Origin of the sequence: Campylobacter showae (assembly GCF_900573985.1) — a bacterium.
GTDB lineage: Bacteria > Campylobacterota > Campylobacteria > Campylobacterales > Campylobacteraceae > Campylobacter_A > Campylobacter_A showae_E.
Genome location: NZ_UWOK01000001.1, coordinates 187,227 through 202,871, shown reverse-complemented (window position 1 = coordinate 202,871; position 15,645 = coordinate 187,227). Strand labels below are relative to the sequence as shown.

Annotated in this window: 11 protein-coding genes, 1 tRNA gene and 2 pseudogenes; 3 read left to right on the top strand and 11 right to left on the bottom strand. The window is 39.9% G+C overall.

Going from position 1 to position 15,645, the window contains the following annotated elements; genetic code table 11:
• Nucleotides 1-422: 422 nt before the first annotated feature.
• The 4 genes from aqpZ to EE116_RS01035 all read right to left on the bottom strand — a co-directional run bounded on the left by aqpZ (nucleotide 423) and on the right by EE116_RS01035 (nucleotide 4,814).
• Nucleotides 423-1,133 carry an aquaporin Z gene (aqpZ, locus tag EE116_RS01055; RefSeq protein WP_122872866.1) on the bottom strand — a complete coding sequence of 237 codons (711 nt, stop codon included), beginning with the start codon at nucleotides 1,131-1,133 and terminating at the stop codon, nucleotides 423-425.
• 641 nt (nucleotides 1,134-1,774) lie between these two features.
• Complete coding sequence (locus EE116_RS01050) at nucleotides 1,775-3,247, bottom strand: bifunctional metallophosphatase/5'-nucleotidase (protein WP_122872865.1); 1,473 nt, start codon at nucleotides 3,245-3,247, stop codon at nucleotides 1,775-1,777.
• 680 nt (nucleotides 3,248-3,927) lie between these two features.
• A complete protein-coding gene (locus tag EE116_RS01040) occupies nucleotides 3,928-4,344 on the bottom strand; it encodes a tetratricopeptide repeat protein (protein WP_122874414.1) in 417 nt (138 codons plus the stop codon).
• Nucleotides 4,320-4,814, bottom strand: a complete 495-nt coding sequence (locus tag EE116_RS01035) for a hypothetical protein (protein WP_163028007.1) — start codon at nucleotides 4,812-4,814, stop codon at nucleotides 4,320-4,322. The genes EE116_RS01040 and EE116_RS01035 overlap by 25 nt, the downstream gene beginning before the upstream one ends.
• 1,327 nt (nucleotides 4,815-6,141) lie before the next feature.
• Here EE116_RS01035 and EE116_RS01025 point away from each other — a divergent pair.
• Nucleotides 6,142-6,366, top strand: coding sequence for a hypothetical protein (locus EE116_RS01025; protein WP_122872861.1), 225 nt, complete (start codon nucleotides 6,142-6,144; stop codon nucleotides 6,364-6,366).
• 96 nt (nucleotides 6,367-6,462) lie between these two features.
• Here EE116_RS01025 and EE116_RS01020 read toward each other — a convergent pair.
• Nucleotides 6,463-6,782: pseudogene (locus EE116_RS01020) on the bottom strand (transposase); the annotation flags it as partial.
• A gap of 521 nt (nucleotides 6,783-7,303) precedes the next feature.
• On the opposite strand from EE116_RS01020, the gene EE116_RS01015 reads away from it, so the two are divergent.
• Nucleotides 7,304-9,805, top strand: coding sequence for a molybdopterin-dependent oxidoreductase (locus tag EE116_RS01015; protein WP_122874413.1), 2,502 nt, complete (start codon nucleotides 7,304-7,306; stop codon nucleotides 9,803-9,805).
• A gap of 3 nt (nucleotides 9,806-9,808) precedes the next feature.
• On the top strand, nucleotides 9,809-10,366 hold the full coding sequence (locus tag EE116_RS01010; RefSeq protein WP_122872860.1) for a hypothetical protein: 558 nt from the start codon (nucleotides 9,809-9,811) through the stop codon (nucleotides 10,364-10,366).
• A gap of 187 nt (nucleotides 10,367-10,553) precedes the next feature.
• Here the strand turns inward: EE116_RS01010 and EE116_RS01005 are convergent, their stop codons facing one another.
• From EE116_RS01005 to purF, 6 genes and pseudogenes are all read right to left on the bottom strand, one after another.
• Complete coding sequence (locus EE116_RS01005) at nucleotides 10,554-11,249, bottom strand: response regulator transcription factor (protein ID WP_122872859.1); 696 nt, start codon at nucleotides 11,247-11,249, stop codon at nucleotides 10,554-10,556.
• On the bottom strand, nucleotides 11,246-11,761 hold the full coding sequence (locus EE116_RS12970) for a sensor histidine kinase (protein ID WP_277418953.1): 516 nt from the start codon (nucleotides 11,759-11,761) through the stop codon (nucleotides 11,246-11,248). Before EE116_RS12970 ends, EE116_RS01005 begins: the two co-directional genes overlap by 4 nt.
• A 216-nt stretch (nucleotides 11,762-11,977) precedes the next feature.
• Nucleotides 11,978-12,301 (bottom strand): annotated as a pseudogene (locus EE116_RS12965) (PAS domain-containing protein); the annotation flags it as partial.
• 36 nt (nucleotides 12,302-12,337) lie between these two features.
• The gene (locus EE116_RS00995) at nucleotides 12,338-13,180 is read right to left on the bottom strand and encodes a cache domain-containing protein (RefSeq protein ID WP_163028006.1); all 843 of its coding nucleotides are present in this window, start codon (nucleotides 13,178-13,180) and stop codon (nucleotides 12,338-12,340) included.
• A gap of 511 nt (nucleotides 13,181-13,691) precedes the next feature.
• Nucleotides 13,692-13,768 (bottom strand) — tRNA-Met (locus tag EE116_RS00990).
• 271 nt (nucleotides 13,769-14,039) lie between these two features.
• Entirely contained in the window at nucleotides 14,040-15,377 is a 1,338-nt protein-coding gene (gene purF / locus EE116_RS00985; protein WP_122872856.1) for an amidophosphoribosyltransferase, read from the bottom strand.
• Nucleotides 15,378-15,645: the final 268 nt, after the last annotated feature.

The following is a 15,645-nucleotide window of genomic DNA, read 5'->3' as shown; positions in this document are numbered from 1 at the left end:
GTTAAAAACCTACTACTTTATAACATTTCTTGGCTTGCAGTTGCTAGTAAAACGGCATACTAAAGTGCGACGTTCAAGTTTGTACTTATAGCCTAAAACTATTTTGCAAATGAATTGATGCCGATGTCGCCTAGGTGTAGCGACTTTAATCACTCGCTATCTATTCTGATTACCGGAAGGCTTACGATGGTTTGTTGAATTGCGGAGACGAGGTTATAGTGACACAAAGAACTCAAAGAATAATTTAATTGCGATGCGCTTACCGTTTGTTAAGACGAAGCTATAAGGATAGCGAAGTAGTGGTTAGATGTAATAACGGTAATATGTTAAATAGATTATTATATTCGCTTAACTGATCTTAATTTTAAAAATTTTATGAAAATAGAAAGGGCGAAGATCGCCCCTTGAAGTATAAAGTGTGATTATTTTGCGCTTTTGCAGCAGCCACATGCGCAGCCCATAACTTTATAGATGATAGCTCCGATGATCGCTCCAACGATAGGCGCAACCCAGAAAAGCCAAAGCTGCTCTAACGCCCAACCGCCTTGAAATATCGCAACGCCAGTTGAACGAGCTGGGTTAACTGATGTGTTTGTGATAGGTATCGAGATAAGGTGAATAAGTGTCAAACCAAGGCCAATAGCGATCGGCGCAAAGCCTTTTGGCGCACGCTCATCAGTCGTACCTAGGATGATGATAAGGAAAAACGCAGTTAAAACCACCTCGGCAACTAGCGCTGAAACTAGGCTGTAGCCATTTGGTGAGTGCTCGCCGTATCCGTTGCTAGCAAAACCGCTCGCAGCAGCGTCAAATCCAGCCTTGCCTGAAGCGATAAGATATAGCACGGCAGCAGCCCCGATCGCTCCGATAACTTGTGCGATGACGTAAGGCACGAAGTCTTTTTTGTCAAATCTTCCGCCAACTAGTAGGCCAACCGATACGGCTGGGTTAAAGTGGCCGCCGCTGATGTGACCAACTGCATAAGCCATCGTAAGAACAGTAAGGCCAAACGCTAGCGAAACTCCGACAAATCCGATACCAAGCTCTGGAAAAGCCGCTGCAAATACTGCACTGCCGCAACCTCCAAAAACTAACCAAAATGTACCAAAAAACTCGGCTAAATATTTTTTCATCTCTTCCCTTTTAGGTAAATTTAGAAGCGCGCGATTTTAGCATAAATTTGTAACTTTGCAAAATATTTTATAGTCTAAATCTATAACATAATGCCTCATGAGCTTTTTAGTATTTGTTCTGATTATTTAACTCGCGTCTCGAATTTGCTGAAAACTTAGCAGTACCGATATCAAGATTCTCCGAGCTTGGCGTGCTGCACCTAGCGTAAGCGCATATTTTTTACATTTTTGTTATTCTCTACGTACCGTTAAACCGATTATTTGCATATTTATTAGTTATCATCTAAGTTGTTAAATTTTACTCATAGACCACGACACGATCTATATACCGTCCGAAAAGAGCGTATTTGCTAAAACCGTCGCTGTTTTTCTCATAATTCAAAGCAAAAAGTATCCTTAAATATAAGCCTTTAAAATCAAAACAAAAATAAAAAACGCGAAGAATTATCTCGAACTAAATTGCGATAAGAGCCGGGTTGATCGTAAAAAGCTCCTAGACATTAAGTATTGGGGCTTTATTTGCCGCAATCAAGCCTGTAGTCATTTGACGGTTCTTTTGCGCTTATCGCTGAATGCGGCGGAAATATAGCCGCAGTTGTATGGTAAATATTAAAAAGTCGCATGGGCGACCGAAAATACTTTTAATCCAAAATCGTTAATCGCCCCTCTACGTCTTGCCGAATAGCTTTGTGCGTGCTTAAGTACTCTTCCAAAATATCTAAGCAAGAAGTAGCAATCATCTTGGGAGTACCGAAAGTTTTTACATGTTCAAAGCTAACGCCAAAAAAGCTTTCTAAATTACAGTAATGGTAGTTTTGTAGACCGATCGTGAAAATATCGTCATCTGCTATTTCTATTCCACGATAAGTTAGGCTAATGATTTCTCGGTTGGAGCGCGAATAGGCGAGTTTTAGCCCCTGCGATAACTTATAAAATTCCGTTGTTCCCAAAAAGGCGTCGTCTCGCAGTAGATAGCGCATCATTTGGCGGAAGGTTCGGCCGTCCGCTCTGAGCATATAAACGCCGTCATCATAAGGAAAAATTTCGGCCAAGCCCCCATACTCTACGATCGGCCCTAGCTTTTCGCCCCGAATACTGCCTGAGCCAAGCAACATAATATCTATGCCTAGGCTGTTTTTGAAGATATCGGCAAACAAATTTCCCAAAGCCGTTTCGGTGTTGCGCTGCGGGTGCGTTAGCGGACAGCTAAAACGGGTGATGACGCGAGTATATTTTTGATCGGTTACGCTCTTATATTTTCGAATCAAATTCTCTATTTGTTCATCGACTGGGCAGTACTTGTCGTTTATGGGGATACACTGCCATTTATAGCTTTCGATGCTGTTGGTGTCTGTATTGACCACGATATCAAATCGCCCGATCTGGTCGGTACCGACGCCTGCTTGCGCAATCAAAATATCATTGACGACGCAAGGCTGCTCCATCAAGGTATGAGAATGCCCTCCGATAATCAGATCGACGCCCCATTCCGGTCGCAACATAGCGGCTAGCTCTTTATCAGCCTCAAAACCGATGTGAGTTAGCAAAACCGTAAAATCGATATCGATTCGGTTGTAGGTGTTGCAGATTCGCCCGACCTCTTGTGCCGCCTCTTCGATTCCGATGAAAGAACCGATTAGGTGGTCTTGCTTGGCTTGCGCCAAAACTGCATCGGTGATGATACCGATAAAAAGGATTTTCATGCCGTCAAGCTCCATGATATAGCAAGGCGGAAATAGACGGGCGTGATTGGTTTTGATAAACAAATTTGTGTTTATGATTGGAAACTGGGCGCACTTTTCAATAAAAAGCAAATGCGGAATACCGTAATCTAGCTCATGATTGCCTACCGTAACGATATCGGGCGCTAAAGCATTCATGATTTCGATCGTAGAAATCCCTTTATACTCCGAATCGATAATCGAGCCGCGAAACATATCGCCGGCGATAGCGTAGATGACGTTTTTCTCGGTTTGGCGGACTTGATTTATATATCCGGACAGCATAGAGACGCCTCCTACTAGCTTGTCGTCCACTTTCTCAGCCAAAAAGTCTCCGTGCAAATCATTGGAGTGAAGTAGGGTTAATTTTTTTAAATTTGGCGTGGGATTCATCTGGTCGCCTCCTTAAAGGAAAAAGCAGTAAAAACGAAAAGAATTTTAAGCGGTAAAATAAAATGTTTGCAAACCATAAAACACTCTCCTTATAGAAAATTTTATTGGTTTCTGATTCTTTTTTATTAGATTGCTTTCTTTCATGTGTCTTGCTTAAACTAAAACCGTTTTTAGTAGAAAATTTCAAGTCGCATATTTAACTAAAAATTTCGCAATCTTTTAGTTTATTTGAGCCGAGCGCAAATTTAAACTCGGCTCAAATTTAAATTTATTTACGATTTTTTATTGTATCTAGCCACTTGCAGCCGTCCTGATCACCTTCATCGCAAGCCTTCTTAGCGACTCCCTCAATCATTCTGCAAGTTGCAGTATCACCTAGTTTGCATGCTTTGTATCCATATTCCATCGCTTTGTTATTATCTCCCCTTACGAGGTCTAAGGCATAGAGGCACGTATACGCGAGCCCGTATTCGCAACCTTTATCAAAAAAATACAGCTGATTTTTCGGATCGTAGTTGTAGGAGCTTGCTATCTGGAAGCAAGCTTCGCCGTCCTTTTTTCGTCGCAAGTAGATTTTTGTTTTTCTGAAGCTTCTTTTTGCTCGGCGATATTAGCAATCTGGCCGCAGGCACGTTCAAATCCGAATTCGCAAGCTTTGTTATAAAAATACAGCTTTTTTTCTAGATCGTTTCTGTAGTAGGTATCTGCCAGCTCAACGCAACTATAACCGCGCTTTTTTTCGGTACAAAAAACTCAAGCCTCTTGCTCGTGCCGCCTATCTTGTCGCATGTCGGGGCTTTTGGATTGTGTTTGCAAGCCATGGTATAAAGCTCTGTGGCTTTTTTATCGTCTTTCATGCCGTATTTATCGCTTTCATAGAGCGCGGCTAGATTGGCGCAGCCTTCCGGATATTTATCGTAGCAAAGTTTTTCTAAAATTTTCTTACCCTTTTTGATGTCTTGTTTCATGCCTACGCCGTCCGTATAGAAGTGGCTCAGGATAGTGCACATATTGTATATATCTCTATCACACAATCCTTCATATAGATTAAACGATTTTTTATAATCCTTTTCTACGCCCTGACCGTAATAATACATATAGGCAAGAAGTTTACAAGAAGTATCGTCTTTCCCAGCATCGCAGCCTTTTTTGCGTAATTAAACGACTTCTCATAGTTTTTTTGTCTGTGTGCGATGGATGCTAGCGTGCCACAACTTTTAGCATCTTTTGCTTTGCAAGCCGTATCGCGTTTTTCCTCAAGCTCTTTTGGATAGCCCTTGTCGCAGCATAGCTGGACCTTATTTTTTGAATAGTCGCAACACTTTTTGTAGTACTCCGTGACCATTTCCGAATCGCAAGGCATATCCGGTTTCGTAGTGTCGTAATGCTTCGCGAGTCGCTCACAAGATATCCAACTTTTCTCTTTCAGGCAACCTTCTTTATCGTAGGCGAGAGACTCTACGGCTTTGCCGGCTGATCTTAGTTGCTCTGCGATTACAGTACTGCTTTCCGCATGAGCGGATATTGTAAACAACGCAACAGAAAGGATAAAAACTAGTTTCTTCATAGCGATCTCTTTGTGTGGAATTTGTTTATTATTGGTTATACTATATTTTACTAATAACGAGGTTATTTTTAGGATAAATTTAATGATTTCTTCATCTGTATTATTTTTGCGAAATTTGACAAATATAAATATTTTATACTGAATTATTTTGAGTGCTTGCTGAGATTGACTGAAAGGATATATTTTTAAATTAGGCTCACGCAAGGGAGCGGTATGTTGCGTTTAGAACTGTATTCTTGAAAAGTAATGAGCGTAGCGAATAAGAATTTAGATATAACACTAAAAATGCACAGGAAAACTATATCATAAACTGTTGAAATTCATAAGAGAGGGGCCGTTTAAGTTTAATTGGGCCTAAAATTTATATTTGTATTTTTACTCAACCATTTAATATGTATGATGGTATATATGCTAATCATAATATATACTATTGCTATATGAATAGTTAAATTTTGAAAAACGCCCATAGCAAGTATCCCGAGTCTATCCGCTAGCCATTCTGAAAATATACTGCTATTTATTAAGTAGCCATTGTAATTTATATACAGAGTATATCCAATAAATATAACACAAAAAATAGTTATCATACGCTCTTTTTTACTGCTTTCAATTTTAATAAACTTTTTAGGAAATATTCCTTTATTAAGATATTCATATGTTCCAAAAAACCGCTTAGCCTCATGATTTAATTGTGGCGATTGCATAATACACCATATTGATATCATAAGACATACCAGCCATAAGTAGCTAAAATAAAATTCACATAATTCAGGTAAATTGCTTGCATTAGAATAATATTCTATATTTGGAAAAACATTTTTCATGATGTGTGTAAAAAATTTTAGTAAAGGCAGTAAGCTCATTATGTGGTTTGGTAAAATAAAAATAATAAGCAACAAAGCTACGTGCACATACAGTGAAGAAATAAAACATTTACCGAAATAGTTATTTTTTCTAAATTCAATATATTCTTCTTCTAATGTCTTATTGGGGTTATTTGGCATTATCAAACTAATCCAGTATAAATAAAAATAAAATGATTATACTACTTCTTAGCTTATTCTATACTTGGCACTCAATACTGATTGCGATGATTTTTGATTTAATACTATAATTGTTTGGTTTTACGGATTTTCAAGCTACTATCGGTTTACGGTCAAATTTATGTTATTTGGATTTAAATGAGTAAAGTTGCTAAGAAGTTTGCCGCCGTTGTCAATAATACGAGGATTACTGGAAAAATACTCAAAAACAAGCCATCCATACTCTTTCAGATGTTTCAGCTGATTTTAGTATCGATTTAGCAATCTCGGATCCTTTTGCTCTTATGAAAGGAGCTAAGAATTTAGGTAAAGCAAATAAGAAATTTGATGAGAGTTTAAAAGAAAATAATGTAAATAGTGATACTATTGTAAATTCTAACGCCAATTTAAAGCGCAACGAGCATAGTTTGAACAATAAAAATGGTAGTGTCCAGGCCGGTAGAGAGATTGGGGGATTAAGGAATAATGATGTTACGATACCTTATATAGGTAAAATAAAAGATGTATAATTGGCAAAAAATATAAATGAAACTATATGAGACATTATAAATAATCCGATAAAATCTAAAACTTAAATGAAAAAAGAAAATGGGATTGGCTTTGGCTCAATTAAACTTAAGCGGATTCTCTCTTATCAGTTTTAATAGTTTCTGATATAAGTTTTTCTGTGTATTTTTAGTATTATATCTAAATTCACATTCTTTTAAATGAAGCAGGAAGTTCTCTTTTTTATTCCTTTAAATTTAGATAATCTGTGTTTAGCATATCCCCAGAAATTCTCAATGCCATTTATATGGTTTTTACCATTAACGAATTCATTTTTAGAGTGTTTTACTCTGTAGTGTGCCTTGGCTCCATAATCCACTAATCCATCATAAGCCTTCCTGCAATCAGAGTAAATTACACTCTCGTCTAATTCGCTCTTGTGCTTGCACACTCTTTGAGAAAAACTCCTTTGAAAGTTTTTAACTTACCTTGAGCCTTATAGCATTAAAATAAAAGAGGTAGCTACGACAAAAAACTTTGAGCTTTTAAGTTTTACCTCAAAAGCCAAAATTTGAAGCATTTTGGGGAAGGAATACTATAAATTTACAAAAATGGAAAAAGGTGTGATAATTATGTGGTTTTTAAAGAAAATTCATCGAATATCCGATAGAAAATCAGCTAGAAACTCCGTCTGACAGGATTCAGGTCCTTTTTAAGAAGGTCTCTTCTTGCAGTTATGATGACTGCGAAGGATATGCTAATCTTGTAAACATCGAGAAGTTTACAGGCAATGCCCCAAAAATAAAGGTATTTTCAAAACCTAACGCATAAAACTTATAGTGTCCGAGCTTTTCGGACACTTTTTTGCAAATTTTTTTTAAATTATACTTTTATTATGCTTTTTATTTAAAATTACATTTATATTTTAAACTAACCACAAAATTTCACAAAGGAGAAAAGATGCAAAGACGAGATTTTTTAAAAGCCGCAGCAGCTACAGCCGCTGGTGCAAGTAGCTTAAACGCAACAAGTCTCATAAGTGACAACCTAATGAGCGACACGCCTGCAAAGATGAGCGCAAGCCATTTTGGTGCTATCAAAGGGCTAGTTAAAAACGGTAAATTTGAAGGTGTATTAGATGCCAGCGAGATTGACTTTTACCCAGTTAGTTTAACTCAAGGTGTGGTTGCTAGAACCTACGATCAAACTCGTATCGCACGTCCAAGCGTGCGTAAAGGATACCTAGAAAAAGGCTATCAAAGCGATAAATCAATGCGCGGTAAGGACGAGTGGGTCGAGATCAGCTGGGAGCAGGCTTTTAAACTAGTAGCCGACGAACTAAAACGCGTATATAAAGAGTACGGCGGTAGCGCGATATACGGCGGTAGCTACGGCTGGTATAGTGTGGGTAGCGTAAATAATCCACAACCCTTATTAGGCCGCATGTTAAACATCCTTGGCGGCTACACGACGCGCACGCTCACTTACTCTACGCATGCCATACGCGCCATCACACCTTACGTCAGCGGCACGGACGAGAGTGGTGCGCTACAAACGGCGTGGCCGACCATCCTAAAAGAGAGTGAAATTGTAGTCATCTGGGGTGCAGATCCGATAAATACCAACCAAATCGCATGGGGCGTGCCTGATCACGAGAGCTATATATATTTTAGAAAACTAAAACAAGAGATGAAAAAGCGAGGAGTTAAGGTTATCGTAATAGACCCCGTCTATAACAATACATCCGCCTATCTAAACGCTGAGCACATCTATGTAAATCCTACCACCGACGTAGCGCTAATGATGGCGATATGCTACGAGATGATGCAAGCTGGCGTAGCAGATGAAAAATTTCTAAAAAAATATACAAGCGGCTCAGAGCAATTTATTGCTTATCTAAAAGGCGAAGCCGAGGATAAAGTTGTAAAAAATGCGGCTTGGGCGGCAAAAATTTGCGGCGTAAGCGAGGCAGAGATTGTAAATTTAGCTAAAATTTTTGGCTCAAAACGTACTATGTTAATGGGCGGTTGGGGGCCACAGCGCGCACATCACGGTGAGCAGTTTCACTGGATGATGATAACGCTTGCTGCGTTTATCGGACAGATCGGACTACCAGGCGGCGGGTATGGTTTTGGCTATCACTACAGTGACGGCGGTTGCCCAAGCCCTGCAGCTCCGGTAGTTAACAATGCGCTAAGTCTATCGAGCGGCAAGGCTCAGTCTAGCTTGGCGTTCCCGGGTCTTGGCAGTGTGAGCATCATGCCAAGCATTGATGGCGAGTGGAAAAATAGAGAAAATATCGCCATTCCGGTTTCAAGGATTCTAGATTGCATAAATAACCCCGGCAAAGAAGTTGATTTTAACTGCAAAAAGATCACCTACCCAACTATAAAGATGGCATACTGGGCTGGCGGCAATCCATTCCACCATGCACCAGATACAAATTTAATGGCAAAAACTTTTGAAAAGCTTGATACGTTTATCGTGCAAGATTGCTTCTGGACAGCTTCGGCTCGCATGGCTGACATCGTTTTGCCGGCTACCACCGAGCAAGAGAGAGATGACATCATAAAATCTCATACGAACAAATTTATTATAGCTATGCACAAGATCGCTGAGCCATACGAGCAAGCTAAAAACGACTACCAAATTTACTGCGGCATTTTAAAAGAATTTGGCGATAAAGAGTACATGGCATTTAGCGAGGGCAAGAGTGAAATGGACTGGATCAAGCAGTTTTATAATGCCTCAAAGAAAAAGGGCGATGAAAATAACCTAAATATGCCTAGTTTCGAGGATTTTTGGAAAAAAGGATACGTGGAGTTTAAAATCCCTGATCATGCTTACGAATACGTTAATATGGCAGACTTTAGGAAAAATCCTATAATCAACAGGCTAGGAACGCCGTCTGGTAAAATAGAAATCGTCTCCAAAAAGATCGCAAAAGCGATGTACGCGGACTGCCCTAGCCATCCAACTTGGATGGAGCCGATGGAGTGGCTCGGGGATGCAGAAAAGACCAAGAAATATCCGCTAAATTTGGTCAGCCCACACCCAAAATACCGCCTTCACAGCCAACTAAACAACACATGGCTTAGAAACCTTGAAGAAGTTCAAGGCAGAGAGCCTGTATGGATGCATCCAAACGATGCAAAAGCTAGAGGTCTTGGAAACGGCGATGTGGTAAGAATTTTTAACGATCGCGGTCAAATTTTAGCAGGGCTTATCGTAACTAAAAACGTAAAACAAGGCGTTGTTAGAATGCAAGAGGGCAGCTGGTGGGATCCAGATAAAAACGGACTTTGCAGACACGGAAACGTAAATGTTTTAATACCAAACGAGCCAAGCTCAAGCCTTGCTATGGGAAATCAAGCAACTGCACTCGTGCAAATCGAGAAATTTGAGGGTGAATTGCCAAGCCTAGAGGTCTTTTCTCAGCCAAAATTTGCTAAAAAAGGATAAGAAGTGAAAAAAATAGTTATGTTTTTAGGGCTTAGTGCTGCGCTTTTTGCTAACGATGCCTATGTCGGTACGCCAGCTAAAATTTTAGATAAGGTTGGCGGCAAAGAGATCGGTCAGCTTTTTGTGGGCGCAAAAGTCAAGGTATTAAAAGATAGTGGCAATTTCGCCGAAGTCGAATATAACGGCTTTGTGCCCGGCGAGGGTAATACAGCTTATGCTAGACTAGGTATCCTAGAGAGCGATATAAGCGTTAAAAACGATAAAAATTTCAAGAAAAATGGTGTCCAAAAAGATGACTATGACAATGAGTGGATCAAGGTTAGCGTTAAGGGAGCGGTCGACAAAAAGGCCTTAAAATCAAATTTAGACGAGGTTTATAAGCCTGGCGAAGAGTTGTTTAAAGAGCGATGCGGGGCGTGCCATGCGCTACACGGATACGATGAGTTTAGTGTAAACGTGTGGCCAAGTGTCATAAAAACTATGATTGGCAACGCTGGACTTGATGAGACAGAAACGCAAACTTTGACTAGATTTTTACAAAGCAAAGCCCCAATAGAATAACTTTATTTTGTGCATCGTCTTGCATGAGCTAGAAAATTTCGGCCTTTGGTAGACTATATATCTACTCTTAGGACGAAATTTTCTTTACAACTCGCTTTTAGAAAATTAAATCATGGTACTATTATTTTTCAAATTTGACTTTTTGCGCTTAAATTTAAATTTTACACGCTGCTTTAAAGGCAAATTTTTAAGCTTCGTCATCAAGCGAGAGCTTGTAGCCAAGTCCTTGAACGTTTTTAATAAGTTGTGTATAGGTTTTGGTGCGTAGTTTGTTTATGTAGTTTCGTATCGTTTCAAATGACGCTACTTTACCGTTCCATGCGAAATTTTCTATCATATCAAACGATACGACTCGCTCTTTATTTATCGCTAAGATATGCAAAAGTCGCTGTTCGGTTCTAGTTAAAACGATAGTTTCGCTCTCTTTATAAAGTAATCTGCCTTGTGTATCGTAGCTAAATCCACGACCTAAATTTAATCGCTTGCTAGTTTTTGCACCGTTTTTTGTGGCCATTAATATCATGATTAAAAGTTGCTGTTTATCAAATGGCTTTTTAAGCAGGTTTGAATTTTGTATGTTGAGCGAGTTTTGTAAATTTTCATCGGTATCATAGGCTGTAATAAAAATGATCGGCACACGCTCGTCAAGCTCTCTAACTCGTTTTGCCATCGACGTTCCGCTCATATGGGTCATATTTATATCGGTGGTGATAACATCAATGTCGTTTTTGCTAAAGCTCTCAAGACCGTCTTGCCCGTTTTGCGCCTTGTAAATTTGCCCTACATATGGTGCAAGAAGTCCAGCCAAAACTCCTTGCAGCTGCGTGTCATCCTCAACCAAAAGTACATTTAGGTGCGCTAACTCTTTAAAAATTTCGTTCATTTTAACAGCTCTATTTCGAATTTTGTCGGGTTTTTGGCATTTGCAAGTCTTATGTCGCCACGTAGTTTTTTCTCAAAAATCAGCTTGCAAAGATAAAGCCCCATACCGGTGCCATCGTCGCCTTTTGTTGTAAAAAAAGGTTCAAAAATTTTATCTAAAAGCTCACTATCTACGCCATTTGCATTATCTTCAATAGTGATAATAAATTTGCTCTCATCTTGACGAAGATTTATTCCTACATAAGGGATGAAGTTGTCGGTACTTTTTGCCTTTTTGGCCAGCTCGTCTTTTGCGTTTGTGATAAGGTTCATAAGCACGTGTTTTATGTAGTTTGCATAGCTTTTGATCTTATAAGAGCCTTCGTCGTATGTAAAGCATAACTCGATATTTTTTACTTGAAGCTGCGGTCGGCAAATATATAAAACATCATCTAGCACGTCGGTTAGATCAAATTCTTTCTCACAAAAATCCTCTTTGTAAAAATCCCTAAAAACATCGATAGTTTCATTCATAAGCTCAACGTTCATACGTATATTTTCAATGTTTTTTAGTGCCATTTTATCGCCATTCTTGCCGCTTAACAGCTCATGAGTATCGCTTGCAAGAAGCAAAAGCGTATTTAGAGGTTGCTTGTATTGATGTGAGATCACGCCTATCATCTCGCCAAGTGCGGCCATTTTGGAGTTTTGCAGTAAAATTTGCTCTTGTTTTTGCCTATTTTGCTCCAAACTCACCTCATGCGTGATATCGTGCGACATAATAAAAACACCCTCAAATACGCCTTGCTTGTCAAGCAGCGGCAAAAACTCTGTTTTATAAAACAGCTCGCCCTTTTTTGAAGTCAGACTAAAGCTCTTAATTGGGTTGCTGCTGATTTGCGTAAATATACTCTGTGTGGTTTTATTCGAGCAAAAAATACTAGAGAGTTCTTTTAAATTTTTTCCAATATTTGCCTTAAATTTTAGGCCAAAAATTTTCTCGAATTCTTTATTGATAAAGGCGATATTGCCAGCTTTATCTACGATGACAAGTCCGCCTATTGGGTTTTTGGCAAAGAGATTTAGAAGGTGTTTGTTTTTATAAAATTTTCACTGCGCCACATAAAGAGTAGCAAAGGCGCAAATACCAAAAAATGCCAATGCCAAAAAAATACCAAGATCTTTTAGTGCTTTTTTGTTAATCTGATTGTAAATCATACCCTTGTCAAGCACGCTAACTAGCATCCATTTGCTATTTGCGAGCGTATCATATACAAAAATATAAGGCTTATTTTTGATAAAAATTTGCTCGTTTCCTTGTTTTTTAACTGAAATTTTTTGCAATACCTCTTTGGTTTGAGTGTCTGAAAAATCTAAAATTTGCCCTGTTTGATCAAGAATGTTTTTGCCATCCACCATTAAAAACGCTGAGCCATTTGCAAGCGGAAAGAGTGCGGCAAGCTCTTTTTGAAAAATTTCAAAGTCGAGATCGGCCGTCAAAACACCTATAAATTCGCCATCCTTCAAAAGCGGCGTTGAGACAGAGATGACATAGATGCCAAGCTGGCGGTCGATATAAGGCTCGGTAAAACTTGTTGCCATACTGCCTTTTGCCGCGACAAACCAAGGGCGGTCTGAGAAATTATATTGCGGCTCGATTTCGTTGCTTGCGACAAATTTGTAGCTATCCGGATAACCGGCATAGACTGCTAAAAAGCTACCCGTTCTAGCAACAATGCTAAGCACGCCTTTTATCGTAGCATAGTCTTTTATGTAGTCTTTTGTCTCTATAAATTTAGCAGTCTCCTCAAGCAGTCGCTTTTGTTGTTCGATACGCTCGTTTATTATTGCTTTGTATTTTTGTACCGTTTTTATCTGGCTTGAGACGGCAGAGTCGTATGTTTGTTGTTTGTTTTCATCATAGTTTGTAAAAACTAGATAAAAATATCCCACAGCAACGGCGACTAATAAAATGTAAAAATAATTTTGCTTGAATTTCATTTCGCTATTATAGAATTTTTAAGATAAAAGTGCACAATAACGATAGAAAATTTGTTGTTTTTCTATTTTATACCATTTGATCTTAATGATACAAATGTGGTCATAATTGTAAGTGGTGCATAGGTGAGAGCGATAAGCAATATAGGGTTTTATGTAGATGGGTTTGAGTGAAGCATTGAACTATCTTAATATAAATATCAAAATATTTTATTTTTGATATTATTTGCCAACAATAAACAATAGGATAAATTTGATCTTTTGGTTTAATTAGAAGATATTAGAGATAAAGACTAGATTTTTAAATATGAATCCAAAGTAATTTTATAGGATCTTTTTAGTAAAATAAAACAATTCTGAAAAATTGTACCACTTTTTATCAAAAGTGTACCATAGTTTAAGAAAAAATTCAAAGAAAGGGAAACTTCAAAAGAGGCGGTTTAAATACCGATAAATAGGGTATTTATGGTGTCACGGGGGAGACTTGAACTCCCGACCTCCGGCTTATGAGACCAGCGCTCTAACCAGCTGAGCTACCGTGACGTTAAAGTTCGCAATTATATTCAACGTTTGCTTATATATTGATAAAATATTTTCATTTTTGCGCAGTATGGCGCTCGAAATCAAATTTTAAAATTTGATTCACCAAATTTTGAGCACAAATTTCATCAAATTTAAATCTGTAAAAATCCAAATTTGAGGCAAAAGCGCTAAAAAGAAAATTTCACGTTTTCAAGATGTGGGTTCTGCCGCTCAAATTTGACGAGTTCAAATTTGACAAAATAGGTCAAATTTGAAATAGCAAAGGCCAAATTTACTTGATAAAATAATCCCCGTCAAAGCTAACCAGCGAGTATTTGCGCTCGCTGCCGATACTGCTAACCAGCTCGTCCACATCCAAAAACTCGAGACTGTCCGCGCCGATATATTTGCACACCTCTTCGGGTGTTTTGTTTGCGCTTATTAGCTCCTCGAAGCTCGGAGTGTCGATGCCGTAGCGCTCGGGGTATTTTAGCTCGGGGCAGGCGACCTTGAAATGTATCTCTCTCGCACCCGCGTGACGCAGTAGCTCGACGATCTTTTTAGAGGTCGTGCCGCGCACGATGCTGTCGTCCACGACGACTACGCTTTTGCCTTTGAGTAGGCTTGCCATCGGGTTTAGCTTGAGTTTGACTTTGAGGTTGCGCATCTCTTGAGTCGGCTCGATGAAGGTGCGGCCGACGTAGTGATTTCGCACGATGGCTAGCTCAAACGGTATCCCGCTGGCGTTTGCGTATCCTAGCGCCGCCGGAGTGCCGCTGTCTGGCACCGGCACGACGAAGTCCGCGTCGATCTTGCTTTTTTTAGCTAGCGTTTCGCCCATTTTTTTGCGTACTTCGTAGACGCTTTTGCCCTCGATTACGCTATCTGGGCGCGCGAAATAGATATACTCAAACGCGCAAACCCTAGGCTCGGCTTCAAAAAGGCGCACGCTCTCAAACTCGCTTTTGCCCTGCTCAAAAACCAACATCTCGCCGGGCTCCACGTCGCGGATAAAGGTCGCGCCCACCAAATCAAACGCGCACGTCTCGCTAGCTACGATATAGCCGCCGTCTTTTAGGCGCCCCAGCGAGAGCGGTCTCACGCCCCAGCGGTCGCGGATGGCAAAAATTTTATGTCGCGACTGGATGAGTAGGCAGTAGGCGCCTTTGATCTGTTTTAGCGCCGCTACGATGCGGTCTTGTAGATGTTCGCTGCGACTTCTAGCGATGAGATGCACGATGTTTTCGGTGTCCATATTGCTCTGAAATATCGCGCCTTCGGCGATCAGCGCGTTGCGGACTTCGTCTTTGTTTACGAGGTTGCCGTTGTGCACGATAGAGACTTGGCCTAGCGAGTAGTTTGCCGCGATGGGCTGGGCATCGGCGGCGGAGTTTTTGCCTGCGGTGGCGTAGCGGTTGTGGCCGATCGCCATATCGCCTTTTAGACTCTCGAGGTTCGTCTTGTCAAAGACTTCGGTAACTAGCCCGCGGCCTTTGACGGTTTCTATACGGCCGTTCTCGCATGCGCTGATGCCGCTTGCTTCCTGGCCTCGGTGTTGCATGGCAAATAGCGCATAATATGCCGTTTTTGCCGCATCTTTAGAATTAATCACTCCAACTATCGCACACATTTTTTTCCTTTTTTAGGGGTGTTATTTTCTGTCTTATACTTCGTTAAAATTTAAATTTCAAGCTCGGCAGACTTTATGTCTAGCCTGCGCTTAAAATTTAAATTTCGCCTCGCCTAAGTCAAAAATATCGCCGCCGATTTTCTGTAATTTTCAAGAAAATATTAAAATTTAACATAAAAAATAAGGTGAAATATCGCGAGATGAATTTGAAAGTTGCGCAGAAAATTTGGGCGAGGCTAGACGTGCGGTCTGCCGCAAGCCCGAATTT

Coding starts and splice junctions, on each gene's coding strand:
- aqpZ (WP_122872866.1), bottom strand. CDS start 1,133: ATGAAAAAATATTTAGCCGAGTTTTTTGGTACATTTTGGTTAGTTTTT.
- EE116_RS01050 (WP_122872865.1), bottom strand. CDS start 3,247: ATGAATCCCACGCCAAATTTAAAAAAATTAACCCTACTTCACTCCAAT.
- EE116_RS01005 (WP_122872859.1), bottom strand. CDS start 11,249: ATGAACGAAATTTTTAAAGAGTTAGCGCACCTAAATGTACTTTTGGTT.
- purF (WP_122872856.1), bottom strand. CDS start 15,377: ATGTGTGCGATAGTTGGAGTGATTAATTCTAAAGATGCGGCAAAAACG.
- EE116_RS12970 (WP_277418953.1), bottom strand. CDS start 11,761: ATGAATGAAACTATCGATGTTTTTAGGGATTTTTACAAAGAGGATTTT.
- EE116_RS01025 (WP_122872861.1), top strand. CDS start 6,142: ATGAAAGGAGCTAAGAATTTAGGTAAAGCAAATAAGAAATTTGATGAG.
- EE116_RS01035 (WP_163028007.1), bottom strand. CDS start 4,814: ATGAAGAAACTAGTTTTTATCCTTTCTGTTGCGTTGTTTACAATATCC.
- EE116_RS01015 (WP_122874413.1), top strand. CDS start 7,304: ATGCAAAGACGAGATTTTTTAAAAGCCGCAGCAGCTACAGCCGCTGGT.
- EE116_RS01040 (WP_122874414.1), bottom strand. CDS start 4,344: ATGTATTATTACGGTCAGGGCGTAGAAAAGGATTATAAAAAATCGTTT.